Annotated in this window: 17 protein-coding genes; 12 read left to right on the forward strand and 5 right to left on the reverse strand. The window is 70.4% G+C overall.

Annotated elements, in window-relative coordinates:
• Positions 1-14: 14 nt before the first annotated feature.
• The 3 genes from ACK4HH_RS09460 to ACK4HH_RS09470 form a co-directional block, all read right to left on the reverse strand.
• Complete coding sequence (locus ACK4HH_RS09460) at positions 15-641, reverse strand: hypothetical protein (RefSeq protein WP_409651079.1); 627 nt, start codon at positions 639-641, stop codon at positions 15-17.
• A gap of 60 nt (positions 642-701) precedes the next feature.
• Complete coding sequence (locus ACK4HH_RS09465) at positions 702-1508, reverse strand: hypothetical protein (protein WP_409651081.1); 807 nt, start codon at positions 1506-1508, stop codon at positions 702-704.
• Between the two features lie 141 nt (positions 1509-1649).
• Complete coding sequence (locus ACK4HH_RS09470) at positions 1650-2972, reverse strand: MFS transporter (protein ID WP_409651083.1); 1323 nt, start codon at positions 2970-2972, stop codon at positions 1650-1652.
• Positions 2973-3260: 288 nt separating this feature from the next.
• Between ACK4HH_RS09470 and ileS the strand changes: the two genes are divergently transcribed.
• Genes ileS through ndk form a run of 4 tightly spaced genes read left to right on the forward strand, consistent with a single transcriptional unit; the run spans position 3261 to position 8689 of the window.
• Entirely contained in the window at positions 3261-6464 is a 3204-nt protein-coding gene (gene ileS, locus ACK4HH_RS09475; protein ID WP_409651085.1) for an isoleucine--tRNA ligase, read from the forward strand.
• Entirely contained in the window at positions 6461-7840 is a 1380-nt protein-coding gene (locus ACK4HH_RS09480) for a bifunctional folylpolyglutamate synthase/dihydrofolate synthase (protein ID WP_409651087.1), read from the forward strand. Before ileS ends, ACK4HH_RS09480 begins: the two co-directional genes overlap by 4 nt.
• Positions 7837-8226, forward strand: coding sequence for a DUF4233 domain-containing protein (locus ACK4HH_RS09485; RefSeq protein WP_409651089.1), 390 nt, complete (start codon positions 7837-7839; stop codon positions 8224-8226). Before ACK4HH_RS09480 ends, ACK4HH_RS09485 begins: the two co-directional genes overlap by 4 nt.
• Positions 8227-8266: 40 nt before the next feature.
• Entirely contained in the window at positions 8267-8689 is a 423-nt protein-coding gene (gene ndk, locus ACK4HH_RS09490; protein ID WP_409651091.1) for a nucleoside-diphosphate kinase, read from the forward strand.
• 15 nt (positions 8690-8704) lie between these two features.
• Here the strand turns inward: ndk and ACK4HH_RS09495 are convergent, their stop codons facing one another.
• Positions 8705-9337, reverse strand: a complete 633-nt coding sequence (locus tag ACK4HH_RS09495) for a vitamin K epoxide reductase family protein (protein WP_409651093.1) — start codon at positions 9335-9337, stop codon at positions 8705-8707.
• 385 nt (positions 9338-9722) lie between these two features.
• On the opposite strand from ACK4HH_RS09495, the gene ACK4HH_RS09500 reads away from it, so the two are divergent.
• The 6 genes from ACK4HH_RS09500 to ACK4HH_RS09525 all read left to right on the forward strand — a co-directional run bounded on the left by ACK4HH_RS09500 (position 9723) and on the right by ACK4HH_RS09525 (position 16472).
• Positions 9723-12236, forward strand: a complete 2514-nt coding sequence (locus tag ACK4HH_RS09500; RefSeq protein WP_409651095.1) for a ribonuclease E/G — start codon at positions 9723-9725, stop codon at positions 12234-12236.
• A 51-nt stretch (positions 12237-12287) separates the two neighbouring features.
• On the forward strand, positions 12288-12749 hold the full coding sequence (locus ACK4HH_RS09505) for a helix-turn-helix domain-containing protein (protein WP_409651097.1): 462 nt from the start codon (positions 12288-12290) through the stop codon (positions 12747-12749).
• Positions 12746-13099 carry a DUF86 domain-containing protein gene (locus tag ACK4HH_RS09510; protein ID WP_409651099.1) on the forward strand — a complete coding sequence of 118 codons (354 nt, stop codon included), beginning with the start codon at positions 12746-12748 and terminating at the stop codon, positions 13097-13099. Before ACK4HH_RS09505 ends, ACK4HH_RS09510 begins: the two co-directional genes overlap by 4 nt.
• 65 nt (positions 13100-13164) lie before the next feature.
• Positions 13165-14247: a permease gene (locus tag ACK4HH_RS09515; RefSeq protein WP_409651101.1), complete on the forward strand. Its 1083-nt coding sequence runs from the start codon at positions 13165-13167 to the stop codon at positions 14245-14247.
• Positions 14240-15016 (forward strand): TIGR03943 family putative permease subunit, encoded by a 777-nt coding sequence (locus ACK4HH_RS09520; RefSeq protein ID WP_409651103.1) that lies wholly within the window; start codon positions 14240-14242, stop codon positions 15014-15016. The genes ACK4HH_RS09515 and ACK4HH_RS09520 overlap by 8 nt, the downstream gene beginning before the upstream one ends.
• Positions 14997-16472 (forward strand): hypothetical protein, encoded by a 1476-nt coding sequence (locus ACK4HH_RS09525; RefSeq protein WP_409651105.1) that lies wholly within the window; start codon positions 14997-14999, stop codon positions 16470-16472. The genes ACK4HH_RS09520 and ACK4HH_RS09525 overlap by 20 nt, the downstream gene beginning before the upstream one ends.
• A 42-nt stretch (positions 16473-16514) precedes the next feature.
• Here the strand turns inward: ACK4HH_RS09525 and ACK4HH_RS09530 are convergent, their stop codons facing one another.
• A complete protein-coding gene (locus ACK4HH_RS09530) occupies positions 16515-16787 on the reverse strand; it encodes a DUF4031 domain-containing protein (protein ID WP_409651107.1) in 273 nt (90 codons plus the stop codon).
• Positions 16788-16975: 188 nt separating this feature from the next.
• On the opposite strand from ACK4HH_RS09530, the gene rplU reads away from it, so the two are divergent.
• Together rplU and rpmA are read left to right on the forward strand one after the other, a co-directional pair.
• Positions 16976-17284, forward strand: a complete 309-nt coding sequence (rplU, locus tag ACK4HH_RS09535; protein WP_409651109.1) for a 50S ribosomal protein L21 — start codon at positions 16976-16978, stop codon at positions 17282-17284.
• 15 nt (positions 17285-17299) lie between these two features.
• On the forward strand, positions 17300-17551 hold the full coding sequence (gene rpmA, locus ACK4HH_RS09540; RefSeq protein ID WP_319015366.1) for a 50S ribosomal protein L27: 252 nt from the start codon (positions 17300-17302) through the stop codon (positions 17549-17551).
• The last annotated feature ends 127 nt before the right edge of the window (positions 17552-17678 follow it).

The following is a 17678-nucleotide window of genomic DNA, read 5'->3' on the forward strand; positions in this document are numbered from 1 at the left end:
GCGAGCCCTGCGCGCTACTGCCGCACGACCTCGACGGTCTTGTGGGTGAGGCGCCCGGCAGCGTCTTCGAGGGTGACCGTGTAGCGCTGGCTCGCCTCGCTGCACTGGTAGTTGAACGTGTATGTGGCCGTCGTGGGCACCGACTCGAAGGGCTCGGCCTTGGCGTTGGTCGTGCCGATGCCGAACCACGCATTGACGGCGTTCGTGCTGCTCCAACTCCACGTGATCGCCACTGAGCTCGAGGTGTCGGGGCAGGTGGCACGGTTGGGGCCGGTGAAGGTGGCGAAGCTCGGGCTCTGCGGCGCAGGCGGCGGGGCCGCGGTGGCACTCGGCTCGGTGCTGGGCTCGACGCTCGGCTCGGGCGACTCGGTCTCGGTGGGTGTCGGCTCGGGGCTCTCGCTCTCGCTCGCCGTGATCTCGGGCGCCGGCTGCGCGGTGTTCGCGCCGGCATTGCCCACGAGCACCACGATGAGCACGATGAGCGCGATGAGAATGGCGCCCGCGATGGCGATGAGCGCGATGAGCATGCGCCGATCGGGCCCCTCGGTCTCGGTGGTGACCGCGCCCGCCTCGCCGGCGGCGCCCGCGGGCAGCGGCGCGGTGGGCGGCTCGAACCGTTCGGTGGGGGTCTCGTCGCTCATCGCTGCTCCCGGAGGTCTCGGCGGCCTGCCGGCGCCGTCGGCGCGCCGGTCGCGCTCAGCCTAGAGCGCGGCGGGCGCGCGATGCCAGAGACGACGACGCGATGTGGCTAGCAGTGCTGTGCCCGTCGCGAGTGCCACGAGCGCGACGATCGCGATCGAGGCGGCTGTGCCGTCGATGCCCGTGTCGGCCAGTGCAGGATCCTCGGGGTTGTCGACCGGCGGCGCAGCCGGGTCGGCCACGTCGGCGGCGAGTGCGAGCCCGGTGCCGTTGAATCCCGATGACGCGAGTCCGCCGTTGTAAGTCGTGAACGAGGTGATGCCATCGGCAAACACCAGCTCGATCGTGCCCGAACACGCATTGGGTGCCGATGTCATGGTGCACTCGGCGGTGTCGCCGACGTACGCCGCCTCGAGCTGTGTCGGCGCGAGCTCACCGGTCGACGAGACGCGGTTGCCGCCATCGGCCACGAGTGCGAGGTCGACCGCTCCCAAGTTCGTGCGGAATCGTTGCGGGTCGGCCCCGCCCCCTGACGCCGCCGACTCAACGGCGAAGTAGTTGACGGTCAGTTGGTAAATCGGCTGGCTGAAGTTCCATTGCACCGAGCTCTCGGCGATACCCGAGCCGTCGGTAGCGAAGTAGTTCCAGAGCGTCCACGTTGCATCGAATTGTGCCTGAGGCCCGAGAACTGTCGTCACGACCACATCGCCGTTGACGGTGGTGATGGTGTCGCTCGGCGAGGCGTCGACATACTCGTAGGTGGCCGCCTCGTCGATGACGACCGCGTGACTCGCAACGGACGGGACGAGAGCGCACAGCACGACGACGAGCGGTCCGACTGTAGAAGCGAGCGCACGTCGAGTGTTCATCGGTTCGGGTTCCCCTCACGTAGACAGCCGCAGTCGTCAGAGCGCTGCGAGGGTCATCCTAGTGACTCGTCGAGCGACCAACGGGTGCAATAAATAGCTGCATTTCGTAATGCGAACACGCCCTAGCGTTCGCGCGTGCCGCTACAGCGCCGTCGGCGCGTCGTCGCGGTCGACCCGGATGCGGATGGCCACGAGCGAGGCCACGAACGTGATCACCGACATGCCGGCGAGCACGATGGCCGGGTGCCACCAGGCATTGCCGGTGGCCGCGCCGAGCGCGCCCGTGAGTGCGGGCACGAATCCGGCCACGACGGCGGCGAGCGCGTAGGCGAAGCCGAGCGCCGAGTAGCGGTAGCGCTCGTCGAAGAGCTCGGTGAAGATGCCGCCGAGCGCCGCCCAGCTCATCGTGGGCAGGATGCCGCCGATGATCATCATGCCGACGAGGAACGGGAAGCTCGCGTCTTGCAAGAAGAAGTAGATCGGGAACGACACGAGCAGCGTGCCGAGCGCCCCGATCGCCACGACCAGGCCCGAGCCGATGCGCGTCGCCCACGCGCCGAACAGCGGGATCGTGACGAGCTGCAGCAGCCCGCCGATCGTCGTGGCGATGAGCAGCTGGTAGTAGTCGTAGCCGAGCACGGCGGCGCCGTAGTTGATCGTGTAGGTGTTCATGAGCGAGTACGAGCCGATGCCGAGCAGCGCCACACCCACGGCGACCACGATCGTGACCGGCTGGGCGCGCAGCAGGGCGGCGAGGGGGATGCGCGGCGCGCGCCCCGCATCCTTCACCGCCGTGAACACCGGCGTCTCGGTGATCGCCAGCCGCAGGTAGAGCGAGATGGCCAGCAGGGGGATGGCGGTGAGGAAAGGCACCCGCCAGGCCCACTCGACGATCTCGGCGCTCGTGAGCGACAGCGTGAGCCACAGGAAGGCGACGGCCGAGAGGATCGAGCCGATGGGCGAGCCCAGCTGCGGCATCGCGGCGGCGAACGCGCGCTTGGCGCGGCTCTCATGCTCGGTGGCGATGAGCACGGCCCCGCCCCACTCGCCGCCGAGCGAGATGCCCTGCAGCACGCGCAGCAGCACGAGCAGCACGGCGCCGATCCAGCCGGCCTGCTCGTAGGTGGGCAGCACGCCGATGAGGCCCGTCGCGATGCCCATCATCGTGATCGTCACGATGAGCACGGTGCGGCGGCCAATGCGGTCGCCGAGGTGGCCGAAGATGATGGCGCCGATCGGGCGAATCACGAAGGCGACACCGATCGTGGCGAGCGCGGCCAGGTTCGCCCCGACCGCGCCGAGCGGCTCGAAGAACAGCGGGCCCGCGAAGAACGCCGAGAAGTAGGCGAAGAGGTAGAAGTCGTACGACTCGAGCGAGGTGCCCACGAGCGAGGCCCAGCGGGCGCGGCGCGCGATGCGGGGGTCAGACGGGGCGAGGGGCGCAGAAGAGGTCAGGGCGGTCACAAGTCCCTCAGCGTAGTAGCCCGACGGTTCATTCCCGAGACCCGGCCGGGTACGATTGACGCAACGACATCGATCCGGCCATCACCGGGGAGTCCTCGGAAGAACGCCGCTCTCGAGCGGCTACTAGACCCGAGCGGGGCAGGCCCGTCACAGCCGATGCAGAGAGGCGAGCATCCATGAGCCCCACGGGTGCCCGCAAGCGGGGTGGTACCGCGGCAGCGCCGACAGCGCCGTCGTCCTCGCGGTGAGCGCAGCAGTCGACACCGTCGAAACCAGGAGTACCGCCTCATGACCTACCCCCTGCACCGCGACGACGCCTCGGTCGTCGCCTCGCCCAACTTTCCTGCGCTCGAGCACGAGGTGCTCGCGCACTGGGCCGCGCACGACACCTTCCGCCGCTCGATCGCTCAACGCGAGGGCTGCGACGAGTGGGTCTTCTACGACGGCCCGCCCTTCGCCAACGGCCTGCCGCACTACGGCCACCTGCTGACCGGGTACGCCAAAGACGTCTTTCCGCGCTTTCAGACCATGCGCGGCAAGCAGGTGCACCGCCGCTTCGGGTGGGACACCCACGGGCTGCCCGCCGAGCTCGAGGCCATGAAGCAGCTCGGCATCACCGAGAAGTCGCAGATCGAAGACATGGGCATCGAGGCGTTCAACGCCAAGGCCCGCGAGAGCGTGCTGCGCTACACCGACGAGTGGCAGAGCTACGTGACGCGGCAGGCGCGCTGGGTCGACTTCGAGAACGACTACAAGACGCTCGACATCACGTTCATGGAGAGCGTGCTGTGGGCCTTCAAGACCTTGCACGAGAAGGGCCTCGCCTACGAGGGCTATCGCGTGCTGCCCTACTGCTGGCGCGACGAGACGCCGCTGTCGAACCACGAGCTGCGCATGGACGACGACGTCTACACGATGCGCCAAGACCAATCGGTCACCGTGACGTTCCCCCTCGTCGGCGAGAAGGCCGAGGCGCTCGGCCTCACGGGCGTGAAGGCGCTCGCGTGGACGACCACGCCCTGGACCCTGCCGACGAACCTCGCGCTCGCCGTCGGCCCCGAGATCGAGTACGCGATCGTGGATGCGGGGGCCGAGTCGTTCCTGCTGGCCGCCGACACCATGGGCGCGTACGTGAAAGAGCTGGGCTTCGCCTCGCTCGACGAGGCGCGCGCGGCCGTGTCGAGCACGGTGCGCGGCGCCGAGCTGGGCGGCGTGCAGTACGACCGGCTGTGGGACTACTACGCCGACGTCGAGGTGTGGGGCACGCAGAACGCGTGGCAGATCCTCGTCGCCGACTATGTCGCCACGGGTGAGGGCACGGGCATCGTGCACCAGGCACCCGCGTACGGCGAAGACGACCAGGCGACGTGCGCAGCGGCGGGCATCCCGATCATCATCTCGGTCGACGACGGCGGGCGGTTCTTGACCGCCGTGCCCGAGGTCGCCGGCCTGCAGGTTTTCGAGGCGAACAAGCCGCTCACGGCGATGCTGCGCGAGGCCGGCCGCTTGTTTCAGGTGCGCAGCTACGAGCACAGCTACCCGCACTGCTGGCGCTGCCGCAACCCGCTGATCTACAAGGCGGTGTCGAGCTGGTTCGTGCGCGTCACCGAGATTCGCGAACGCATGCTCGAGCTCAACGAGCAGATCACGTGGGTGCCTGAGAACGTCAAGCACGGCCAGTTCGGCAAGTGGCTCGAGGGCGCGCGCGACTGGTCGATCAGCCGCAACCGCTACTGGGGCAGCCCGATTCCGGTGTGGAAGAGCGACGACCCCAACCACCCGCGCGTCGACGTCTACGGCTCGCTCGCCGAGCTCGAAGCCGACTTCGGCACGCTGCCGCGCAACGCCGACGGCGAGGTCGACCTGCACCGCCCGTTCATCGACGAGCTGACGCGCCCCAACCCTGACGACCCCACGGGGCGCTCGACGATGCGCCGCATCGAGGATGTCTTCGACGTGTGGTTCGACTCGGGCTCGATGCCCTTCGCGCAGGTGCACTACCCCTTCGAGAACGCCGACTGGTTCGACTCGCACAACCCGGCCGACTTCATCGTCGAGTACATCGGGCAGACGCGCGGCTGGTTCTACACGATGCACGTGCTCGCCACGGCGCTGTTCGACCGGCCCGGGTTCTCGAACGTCATCAGCCACGGCATCGTGCTCGGCAACGACGGCCAGAAGATGTCGAAGAGCCTGCGCAACTACCCCGACGTGGGCGAGGTGTTCGAGCGTGACGGTGCCGACGCCATGCGCTGGTTCCTCATGTCGAGCTCGGTCATTCGCGGCGGCAACCTCGTCGTCACCGAAGAGGGCATTCGCGAGGGCGTGCGGCAGTTCTTGCTGCCGCTGTGGAGCACGTACTACTTCTTCACGCTCTACGCCAACGCGGGCACGCTCGGTGCGGCCGAGCGCCGCACCGACTCGGGCAACGTGCTCGACCGCTACCTGCTCGCGAAGACGCGCGACCTCGTGGTCGAGGTGACGACGCAGCTCGAGGCGCTCGACGCGCCGCTCGCCGCCGCCGCCCTGCGCGACTTCGCCGACGTGCTCACCAACTGGTACGTGCGCCGGTCGCGCGACCGCTTCTGGGCGGGCGATGATCGGGATGCTCACGACACGCTCTTCACCGTGCTCGAGACGCTCGCCCGCCTGTCGGCCCCGCTCGCGCCCCTCGTGGCCGACGAGGTCTGGCGCGGCCTCACCGGCGGCGAGAGCGTGCACCTCACCGAGTGGCCGCATGCTGAGGAGTTCCCGGCCGACGAGGCCCTCGTCGCCGCGATGGACCGCGTGCGGGCCATCGCGAGCTCGGGCCTCGCGCTGCGCAAGGCCCAGGGGCTGCGCGTGCGCCTGCCGCTGCAGAGTCTCACGGTCGTCACCCCCGACACCGCGGCGCTCGCCGACTTCAGCGACATCGTGCGCGACGAGCTCAACGTCAAGACCGTGACGCTCGTCGAGTTCGACGAGAGCCTCGTCGACGAGTACGGCATCGCGCGCCGCCTCGCCGTCAACGCGCGCGCCGCCGGCCCCCGCATCGGCAAGCAGGTGCAGCAGGTCATCGCCGCCGCGAAGGCGGGCGACTGGATGCTCGACGGAGACATCGTGGTGGTCGGCGGTGTGCCGCTCGAGGCGGGGGAGTACACCCTCGAACTCGAGCTCGACGACCCCGCCGCCGCCGTGCAGTTCTTGCCCGGCGCCGGCTTCGTGCTGCTCGACACGCGCGTCACGCCCGAGCTCGCCGCCGAAGGCCTCGCGCGCGACGTCATCCGCGCCGTGCAGCAGGCGCGCAAAGACGCCGGCCTCGACGTGAGCGACCGCATCGCGCTGACGCTCGGCTCGCACGACGACGCGGCCCTCGCCGCGATCGACGCGCACCGGCAGCTCATCAGCGCCGAGACGCTTGCCACGACCCTGCACGTCGGCCAGGCTGGCGAGGGCGCCGCGACCGCGGTGGGCGAGGGGGCATCCGTGACCGTATCGGTGGTGCGCGCGTGAGCGGCATCGATCGCGCGGGCGAGGGCGCGCAGGCCGCGGCCGACCGCGCGGCCGCCGAGGCCGTGCACGCCGAGCTCATCGCCCGTGGCAGCGAGGGCAGCCCGCAGCCGCGCCTCGACGCCGCGCGCCGGGCCGTCGAACTGCTCGGCGACCCGCAGCGCAGCTTCGCGATCATCCACATCACGGGCACGAACGGCAAGACCTCGACGGCGCGCATGATCGAGAGCATCCTGCGCGCCTACGGGCTGCGCACCGGGCTGCTCACGAGCCCGCACCTGCTGCGCATCAACGAGCGCATCGTCATCGACGGCGAGCCCATCGCCGACCGCGCGCTCGCCGACAACTGGGCCGATGTGGCGCCCTACCTGCTGATGGTCGACGCCGAGCTGGCCGCGAGCGGCGAGCCCGCGCTCAGCAACTTCGAGGCGCTCACGGCGCTCGCCTACGCGAGCTTCGCCGACGCGCCCGTCGACGTGGCCGTCATCGAGGTGGGCATGGGCGGCGAGTGGGATTCGACCAACGTCGCCGACGGCGATGTGGCTGTGCTCACGCCCATCGCGCTCGACCACACGCGCTACCTGGGCGGCACGGTCGCCGAGATCGCGCGCACCAAGGCGGGCATCATCAAGCCCGCCGCCACGGTCGTCACGGCCCTGCAGGCCACCGAGGCCATGGACGAGATCGCGAGCGCCGCGGCCCACAACGAGGCCGAGGTCGTCGCCGAAGGGGTCGGCTTCGCGCTGCGGGATGCCCGCCTCGCGGTCGGCGGCCAGCTCATCGACGTGCGCGGCCGAGCGGGCGAGTACCGCGAGCTCTTCGTTCCCCTCTATGGCGAGCACCAGGCGCACAACGCCGCGGTGGCCATCGCGGCCGTCGAATCGTTCCTCGGCGACGGCACGCAGCCGCTGGCCGACGACGTGCTCACCGAGGGCTTCGCCACCGTCACGAGCCCCGGCCGGCTGCAGCTCATCGGCATCGAGCCGAGCGTGCTCGTCGACGCGGCCCACAACCCGCACGGCGCCGAAGCGCTCGCGCGCGCCCTCATGGGCTCGTTCGCCTTCGACTCGATCACCGCAATCGTGGGCGTGCTCGCCGACAAAGACGACCGCGGCATCATCGAGGCGCTCGACCCCATCGTCGACCGCTTCATCGTCACGCGCAGCGACTCGGCGCGCGCCGTCGATGCCGACGAGCTCGCCGAGACCGTCACCTCGGTCGCCGGCCCCGAGCGCGTGCGCATCGAGCCCGAGCTGGCCGTCGCGCTCGCCCAGGCGCGCGCCGAGGCCGGGCCGAACGACGCCGTGCTCGTGACGGGCTCGATCACGCTCGTCGGTCAGGCGATGCTCATCGCGCGCGAGCAGAATTGGGCACTGTGACCGACACCACCGCCGCACCCGAACCGGCAGCGCGCCGCCCTCAGCGCGAGCGCGGCGCCCTCGAATCGCTGCTCACCGTGACCCTCGGCATGGAGGTGCTCGCCGTCATCTTCGGCACCCTCGCCATCAACGGCCTCGACATCGCCCCGCCCGGCATCGTCTTCGGGGTCGGCGGGGTGCTCGTGCTGCTGCTGCTCGTCGCCACGCGCGTCGTGCGCTACCGCTGGGGCGTCTGGTTCGGGCACGCTCTGCAGCTCGTGCTTCTCTCGACCGGGTTCATCGAAGTGCTCGCCGCCGTCACCGCGGCCATCTTCGTGGGATTCTGGATCTACTGCTTCGTCAAAGGCACCCAGCTCGACGCCGCGAAGCGCGCTGCCGCCGCCTGACCGCGCTCGAGCATCCACCACCCGAACTGAAGGAGCCCCCATGACCACGACCGTCGAAGAGACCCTCGTGCTGATCAAGCCCGACGGCGTCGCCCGCAGCCTGACGGGCGAGATTCTGCGCCGCATCGAGGCCAAGGGCTACCAGCTCGTCGATCTGCGCATGGTGCAGCCCGACCGCGACCTGCTCGCCGCGCACTACGCCGAGCACGAGGGCAAGCCGTTCTACGAGCCCCTCATCGAGTTCATGGAGTCGGGCCCCGTCGTCGCCGCCCGCGTCGCGGGCAACCGCGTCATCGAGGGCTTCCGGTCGCTCGCCGGCACCACCGACCCTACGACCGCCGCGCCCGGCACCATTCGCGGCGACCTCGGCCGCGACTGGGGCCTGCGCGTGCAGCAGAACCTCGTGCACGGCAGCGACTCGCCCGAGAGCGCCGCGCGCGAGCTCGCCCTCTGGTTCGCCTGAGCCCCGCCGCTGGGCTCAGCCGAGCAGCAGCCCGATGAGGGTGGGAAACTGCACGAGGATCGCGACGGCGATCGCCACGAGGTTCGCCACGACGATCACCCAGGTGAAGGGCCAGACGGCCCCGGCGATGCGCTGCACGGCGGCGTTGCTCGTGAGCACGTCGCCTTTGAGGCACCACAGCAGTAGCACCCAGAACATCGGGATGACCATCAGCCACACGAGCATGCACCACGGGCACAGGGCGCCGATCTGGTAGACGGCCTGGTCGAAGAGCCAGTGCACGAATACGAAGGCGCCCGTCACGCCCGTGAGAAAAGCCCACCAGAACCAGCGGTCGAAGCGCGCCCCGGCGAGCAGGGCCACGCCCACGGCGATCGGGGCGACGAGCCCGGCCACACCCAGCAGCGGGTTGGGGAACCCCAGCAGCGAGGCCTGCCATGAGGCCATGACGTTGCCGCACGAGATGAGCGGGTTGATGTCGCAGTTGAGCGTGTACTCGGGATCGAGCAGCAGCTTGACGCGCTCGGTGATGAGCGCCATCGCGCCGAGCCACCCCACGGCGCCCGTCACGATGAGAAAGAGCGCCAGCCCGATCGGGCGGCGGGCCTCGGGGCGGGCGGTCGTGTCGTCGGGCGCGAGGTCGGTCACCCCTCGATTATGGTCGGCGCGCCGAGGCGGCGCGGGGGCCGAACGTCCCGAGTTGACGAGTCCGTGCGATAATGAGGAGCAGTCGTCGCCAGCCGCGCTCGCGACGACGAACAGAAAAGCTTTCTGGGCGTTACCAGACCAGTATTGCGGCACCGATTGCCGCGACCGCGGGGAATAGCCAGTTTCCTCAGCCGCACCGCCGTGACAGGGCGCGTGGGGCGGCAGTGCCGCAACCGTGACAGGGTCGGCATCGCCAGCGCCGGCCGGCGCAGCACTCGACACGGGGGCCCGGCCAGCCACAACAGAAGAGTTCGGTGGGGGCCAGGCCCATCACCCGAGATTTCCCGTACGGGCGCGGCCCGAGCGGTCGAGGAGTGCACCAGCGATGGTGAGTGACGACAACGAGAAGACCAGCAAGAAGCGCACGCGACTGTTCGCGAGCCGCACGCCGAAGAAGGCCAGCGAGCACGCAGCGCAGAGCGAGCCCGGCTTCGACGGCGGCCCGCTCGCCGAGCCCGTCGCCGAGGCGCCCGCGCCGAGCGACACGGTGATGGATGCGGCCGCAGCCGCGCCCGCCGAGGCTGCTGCCGAGACGGTCGCCCCCGAGCCCGAGGCCACTGAGCCCGAAGCCCCCGAGCCCGAGGCCACTGAGCCCCAGCCCGCGGCCGCCGCGCAGCCTGCCGCGCCCGCGTTCCCCGAGCTCAAGCCCGAATCGACCACCTCGCTGCTGTTCTTCGCGCCGCCCGTCGAGGCCGTCGCGCCCCGCAGCGGCGCGCTCGACGGCCGTTCGGGTCGCGCGCCCCTCGATCTCGACGACGACGAGGGCACGGTCACGAGCCGTCGCCGCTCGCGCTCGCGCCGCACGCGCGGCGGGGGCGACAGCGAGACGGGCCGCCCCGAGACCTCGCGCGACGACGAGCCGAGCACGCGCTCGCCCCGCACACGTCGCCCCGCCGAGCTCATCACCGAGCCGCAGCGCATCAAGGGCTCGACGCGCCTCGAGGCCAAGAAGCAGCGCCGCCGCGATGGCCGTGACGCCGGCCGTCGCCGCCCCGTCGTGACCGAGGCCGAGTTCCTCGCCCGCCGTGAGAGCGTCGACCGCCAGATGATCGTGCGCTCGAAAGACGGGCGCATCCAGATCGGCGTTCTCGAAGACGGCGTGCTCGTCGAGCACTACGTGGCCCGCTCGCAAGAGTCGAGCCTCATCGGCAACGTCTACCTCGGCAAGGTGCAGAACGTGCTGCCGAGCATGGAGGCCGCCTTCGTCGACATCGGCCGCGGCCGCAACGCCGTGCTGTACTCGGGCGAGGTCGACTGGGATTCCGCGGCGCTCGACAGCGATGGCAAGACCCAGCCCCGCCGCATCGAGCTCGCGCTCAAGCCGGGCGACAAGGTGCTCGTGCAGGTGACGAAAGACCCCATCGGACACAAGGGCGCCCGCCTCACGAGCCAGGTGAGCCTGCCCGGCCGCTACCTCGTCTACGTGCCTAACGGCTCGATGAGCGGCATCAGCCGCAAGCTGCCAGACACCGAGCGCGCACGTCTCAAGAAGATCCTCAAAGAGGTGCTGCCCGAGAACGTGGGCGTCATCGTGCGCACCGCGGCCGAGGGCGCGACCGAAGAGCAGTTGACGCTCGACGTGCAGCGCCTCACGAGCCAGTGGGCCGAGATCAGCAAGCAGCTCGAGAAGACCCCCGCGCCGGCCCTGCTGCACAGCGAGCCCGACCTGCTCATCAAGATCATCCGCGACGTCTTCAACGAAGACTTCCGCTCGCTCGTCATCAGCGGCGCCGACGCCCAGCAGACCATCGAGGCCTACGTGCGCAGCGTTGCTCCCGACCTGCTCGATCGTGTGACGAAGCACGAGGGCGACCGCGACCCCTTCGACGAGTACCGCATCTCAGAGCAGATCGAGAAGGCGCTCGACCGCAAGGTCTGGCTGCCCTCGGGCGGTTCGCTCATCATCGACCGCACCGAGGCCATGACGGTCGTCGACGTCAACACCGGCAAGTTCGTCGGCTCGGGCGGCAACCTCGAAGAGACGGTCACCAAGAACAACCTCGAAGCGGCCGAAGAGCTCGTGCGCCAACTGCGCCTGCGCGACATCGGCGGCATCATCGTCGTCGACTTCATCGACATGGTGCTCGAGTCGAACCGCGACCTCGTGCTGCGCCGCCTCATGGAGTGCCTGAGCCGCGACCGTACGAAGCACCAGGTCGCCGAGGTCACGAGCCTCGGGCTCGTGCAGATGACGCGCAAGCGCCTGGGCCTCGGTCTGCTCGAGACCTTCAGCGAGTCGTGCGAGGTCTGCGCGGGTCGCGGCCTCATCGTGCACCACGAGCCGGTCGCACGGCACCGCCAGGGCTCTGACACCGCGGCGAACGGCGGCGGCATCGGCGGCTCGAGCGGTCGCCGGCGCGGCGGGTCGGGCAACGGCAACGGCGGCAACGGCGGCGGGCAGAACGGTGCGAACCGCGGCGGCTCCGGCCGCTCGGGTGCGCCGGCCGCGGCCCACGCCATCACCGACGACGTGAGCCGCGCGGTCGCCGCGATCGCTGCCAAGACCGTGCACCACGACGCTCCGGCGACGGGCGCGATCGAGCTGCCCGTGCTGGCGAGCGGCACCGCGACCGCCTCGGGGGCCGAGCCGGCCGTCGAGACCGCGACCGCGGCATCCACCGCCCCGGCCGAGGCCGCGACGGTCGAGATCCTCGACATCCCCGTCACCAAGAAGCCCGCGCGCGGTCGCGCCCCGATCGACGCGACGACGGCCGACCTGCTGCTCGGCTCGGTGCTCGAGTCGCTGCCCGAGCCGCCCGCACCCGGCACGCGCAAGCGCGCCTCGCGTCGGGTCTCGAGCGGCACCATCACGACCCAGGGCGCGCCCGAGCAGAGCTGACCGGGGATGCCGTCCGGGTCGTCGTGATAGCGCTGCGCTATCATGACGCTCATGGACGCACCCCTGGTCGGCGAGGCGCTGCGACGGCGTCGGCACGACGCAGGACTCACCCAACGTGAGCTCGCTGCTCGTGCCGGTGTGCCGCAGCCGAACATCGCCGCCTACGAGAGCGGTCGGCGCGTTCCGGCGGCAGCGACGGCGCAGCGACTCGAGCACGCGCTCCGCCTGCCTACCGTTGCCCGGCTGCGGTCGATAAAGGCGCAGATCGTGATCGCTGCCGAGCGGCGCAAGCTCAGCGACGTGCGCGTGTTCGGCTCGATCGCGCGCGCCGACGCGGGCGTCGAATCCGATCTCGACCTGCTCGTGCACCCCGCGCCCGATGCGTCGGTGTTCGACCTCGCCGGATTCAAGGCCGACATCGAAGAGCTGCTCGGGGTCGACGTCGATGTGGTCTCCGACCGCGGTACGGGCCCGGTGATAGATCGGATCCGCGCCGAAGCGGTGCCGCTGTGACGGGGCGCGACGACAGCGGTCGCATCCCCGCGATCCTCGATGACATCGCCCGTTTCGCCGTCAGCGCTCGCCGGGTCGTCGCGCGCGGCCACGAGCGATTCGTCGACCCGCACGACGACGACCAGCGCCGCATCGCCCGGTCGCTCATCGTCGACCTGTCGACCGCGGCCGACCGGCTGCCCGAATCCTTTCGCGCCGCACACCCCGAGGTCGACTGGCGAGGCCTTCGCGCCGTCCGAAACTTCATCGCCCACGACTATGACGGCACTGACGTCGAGATCCTCTGGCAGGCGATCGCCGTGCAGTACACGGCAATCGTCGGGTCGTTGATCGGGTCGCCCGCCGAGTAACGAGGGATCGCGCGTGACGACGTGTGCGGCGCGACGACCATAGGTGTGCCGCCTACAATTGCGGCGTGACGCAGAGCCAGGCTGACCTCGATCGGGTCGACGGCGCTCACGACACGCACGCCGGCCACGACCACGGCTCGGCGCCCGTGCGCCGCCGCGCGCGCGGTGTGCACGTGGCCTGGGCCGTCGGAGCGAGCGTGGTGCTCATCGCGCTCGTAGCTGTGCGGGCCGTCACCGCCGAGGCCGGACCGTGGGGCATCCCGAACCCGGTGCAAGACCTGCTGACGCTCTCGACGAGCGTCATCATCGAGTCGCTGCCGTTCATCATGCTCGGCATTGTGCTCTCGGTGCTCGTGCAGGTCTGGATTCCCGAGAGCTGGCTGCTGCGCATCCTGCCGCGCAACCCCTGGGGCCGCCGGGCGGTCATCTCGCTGTTCGGCATGTTCCTGCCGGTGTGCGAGTGCGGCAACGTGCCGCTCGCGCGCGGGCTCGTGCGGCGCGGGTTCACCGTGCCCGAGTCGATGACCTTCCTCATCGCCGCGCCGATCCTCAACCCCGTCACGATCATCACGACGCACCAGGCCTTCGGCTTCGACGACGGAATCCTCATCGCCCGACTGCTCGGCGGCTTCGCCATCGCCAACATTCTCGGCTGGCTGTTCAGCAAGCACCCGCAGCCCATGAGCCTGCTCAGCGGCCGGTTCGCCGACGAGTGCCGCCTCGACGACGGCCACGGGCACGGCCGCACCCGGCGCGAGCAGAGCCTCGACCTGTTCGTGCGCGAGTCGAGCATCCTGATGCCGGCGCTCGTCATCGGCTCGCTCATCGCCGGCGCGATTCAGGTCATCGTGCCGCGCGACGTGCTCGTCGCCCTCGGCAGCGACCCGCTCTACAGCGTGCTGGCGATGATGGTGCTCGCGTTCATCATCTCGGTGTGCTCGAACGTCGACGCCTTCTTCATCCTGCCCTTCGCGTCGACCTTCCTGCCCGGCTCGATCGTCACGTTCCTGGTCTTCGGCCCCATCGTCGACATCAAGATGCTCGCGCTCATGCGCACGACCTACTCGACCCGCACGCTCGTGCAGCTGACGACGATCGTCGCCCTGCTGAGCCTCGCCCTCGGACTGGTGGTGAACTACCTTGCCTGATCAGCAGCGCGCCACCCTCTGGCGCCACGTGCAGCGGTGGCGCGGCGTCGTCATCATCGGCGTCCTGGGCGCCATCACGCTCTGGCTCGCGGCCGTGGGGCAGCTCGTGCTCTACATCCACCCGCGCTACATCCTGTTCACGGTCATCATGTCGGCGATCGCCGTGGTCGCCGCCGTGCTCGCCCTCGCCTCGCCGCGACAGCACGACGACGAGGCCGTGGCGCCGCCGAGTCGTCGCTCGCGCGCCGTGAGCCTCGCTGCGGCCGGCCTCGCGGTCGTGTTCACCATCGGAATGGTGCTGATCCCGCCCGCGACCCTCAGCACGGCCACGGCCGAGCAGCGCGAGATCAACGCGACGGCGAGTGACGACGCCGAGACCCTCGCGGCCGCCTCGGTCGCCGACGCCGAGACCGTCGCGGCCTTCACCGTGCGCGAGTGGTCGACCGTGCTGCGCCAGACGAGCGACCTCGCCTTCTTCGACGACAAGCCCGTCACGGCCCTGCTCGGTTTCGTCACGGCCGATGCCGACGACCCCGAGAACACGTTCTACGTCTCGCGCTTCGCCGTCACGTGCTGCGCCGTCGACGCGCAGCCGCTCGGCGTTCCCGTGCACTTGCCGGGCTGGGCCGAGCAGTACCCGCCCGACACCTGGGTGCAGGTCTCGGGCGCGTTCGAGAGCAACCCCTCGCGCACGGGCACGCAGCCGATCGTGCTGGTGCCCGACGTCGTCGAGGTGGTGGACCAGCCGAGTGAGCCCTACCTCTTCTGACGCCGGCGAGCGGCCCGCGGCCGAGCTGCCCGCCGCGCGCCGGGTGGCGGCCGCCTCGCAGCGACTGCGCGAGCAACGAGAGCGGCGCCGCTTCTCGCGCACGTTCTGGATGCTCGTCGCGAGCCTCTCGGTCGTCTCCGCCGTCTTCCTGTTGCTCGGCAGCCTGCAGGGCCCCAAGCTCAGCTCGGCCGTCGTCGACCCCCAGCGGGTCACCGAGCAGCCCGGCCAGCAGCTGCGTCTGTTCGCCAACCAGCCCCTCGGCGAGGTGACGGCCGAGCAGGTGTCGGTGACCCCCGCCGCCGAGGTCTCGGTGAGCGTGCAAGACGACCTGCTCATCGTGCAGTTCGAGCAGCGCCTGCGCTACGGCACCGAGTACACCGTCGAGATCGCCGACGTGCCGGCGACGAGCCGCGAGGCCACGTCGACGTTCACCCACCGGTTCACGACCGCCCAGGGCGCGCTGCTCTACCTCGACCGTGGCGAGGCAGACGACGAGGTGCTGCGCGCACCCCTCGACGGCACCGGCCGCGGAGAGGTCGTGCATGCCGCGCCGGGTATTCAGCACATCGCCCCCATCGAGAACGTGCTCGTCGTCGCGCGCGACGCACCCGGCGGCACGAGCGTGCTCGAAGCCGTCTCGAGCGACGGCGGCGTGCAGCAGCTGCGCCTGCCGGAGGGCGTGCGCGTCGACGACCTCATCGTGCCGCCCGTCGGCACGCTGCTCGGCCTCGTCATCACGAGCGTCGGCGAGCCCCCCGCGGGCGCGCCCGAGCAGCAGTCCGGTGCGCGCTCGCTCGCCGTCATCGACCTCGGCGCCGACGGGCCGACGACGATCGTGCGCGCGCTCGACGGCACGCCCGTCACGGCGCGCGTCGCCCAGTTCCTGCCCGACGGCGCCACGATGATCGTGCACACCGTCGAGCAAGACGTGGTGCGCGTCGAGCTCGTGGGCGAGCCCGTCGCCCTGCCGATCGGGCAGATGCCGACCGCCTACGGGCTCTCGACCGACGCGACCCGCCTGACGGGCGCCGACGCCTTCGGCGGCATCGTGCTCGAACTCGCGACGGGTCGCGAATCACGGCTCGACCCCTCGCCGGTCGACGGTGCTTTCGCCTTCGGCGGTCAGGCGCTGCTGACGCGCACCGAGCTGCGCGTGCAGAAGGTCGCCGTGCCCGAAGATGCCACAGGCGGCGTCACGACCCTGCTCGTCGCCGACGACGGCACGGGCGCGGCGCGCGTGCTGTTCCGCACGATCGACGACCGCGGCAGCATCGGCGACTTCGTGCTCTCGTCGAACGACCAGTACGTCGCGGTCGAGGTGACGCCCTCGGTAGCGGATGCGGTGCCCGACGCCCGCCTCGTCAACGGCCGCCCCACCTCGGTCACGACGGTCATCGTCGACATCGAGTCGGGCGCCGTCGTGCGCACGCTCGAGGGGTTCTCGCCGATCTGGTGATGCGGGGGAGCGCTCGCGCCGCGGGCCCGAGTCGGCCCGGGGCTAGAGCCCCCGCTTCTCGCGCTGGCTCACCCGCAGCCCGGCGGCGTTCAAGCGCGCGACGAGCTCTTTGCCCGTCACGGGCACGGCACCCTGCGCGATGAGCGCCTCGCGGCGCTCGTCGGGGTAGTCGTAGTGGTCGTGGTCGAAGCCCCGGTCGGGAATTCCCGCGGCCGCCGCGAAGGCGTGCAGCTCGTCGAGCGAGGTATCGCTCACGAGGTGCCCCCAGAGGCGGCCGTGGGCCGGCCAGATGGGTTCATCGATCAGCACGGCCATGGTCGCGATTGTAAGCTGAGGGGGCGGGGAGCGCGCCGATCGGGCGCGTTTGACCGGGCATCCCGCGGTCGGCTATTCTTGACCGTTGGTGCGCGCTGGGCTGAGCCCGCGCTGGCACCCCTCAGCACGTCTCGACGCGTCGCACTCGGCGCGCGAGCAGGATTCTGTCAACAGAGCAAAGGTGAAACGTGGTCTACGCAGTTGTGCGCGCCGGTGGGCGGCAGGAGAAGGTCGAGGTCGGCACCGTTGTCGTTCTCGACCGCATCAAGGCGAGCGAGGATGGCACCATCCAGCTGACCCCGGTTCTGCTCGTTGACGGTGACACGGTCACCACCGACGCGAAGAAGCTCGCGAAGGTCACCGTGACGGCCGAGGTGCTGGGCGACCTGCGCGGCCCCAAGATCGTCATCCAGAAGTTCAAGAACAAGACCGGGTACAAGAAGCGCCAGGGTTTCCGCGCCGATCTGACCCGCGTCAAGATCACCGGCATCAAGTAAGAAGGGGCGCGAACAATGGCACACAAAAAGGGCGCATCGTCCACTCGCAACGGTCGCGACTCCAACCCCCAGTACCTGGGTGTGAAGCGCTTCGGCGGCCAGGTCGTCAAGGCTGGCGAGATCCTCGTCCGCCAGCGCGGCACCCACTTCCACCCCGGCGCCAACGTCGGCCGTGGCGGTGACGACACCCTGTTCGCCCTCGAGGCGGGTGCGGTGCAGTTCGGCCAGAAGGGCGGCCGCAAGGTCGTCAACGTCGTCAGCGCCTAGCGCACGACCCAAGAGTCACACGCGAGGGGCGGGCTTCGGCCCGCCCCTTCGTCGTTGAGCACCACCAGCAGCACAGCAGTCACGGGCACATCGGCGCCGCGGCAGAGCAGTACGAGGAGGCACCATC

The organism is Microcella sp. (assembly GCF_046296455.1).
GTDB lineage: Bacteria > Actinomycetota > Actinomycetes > Actinomycetales > Microbacteriaceae > Microcella.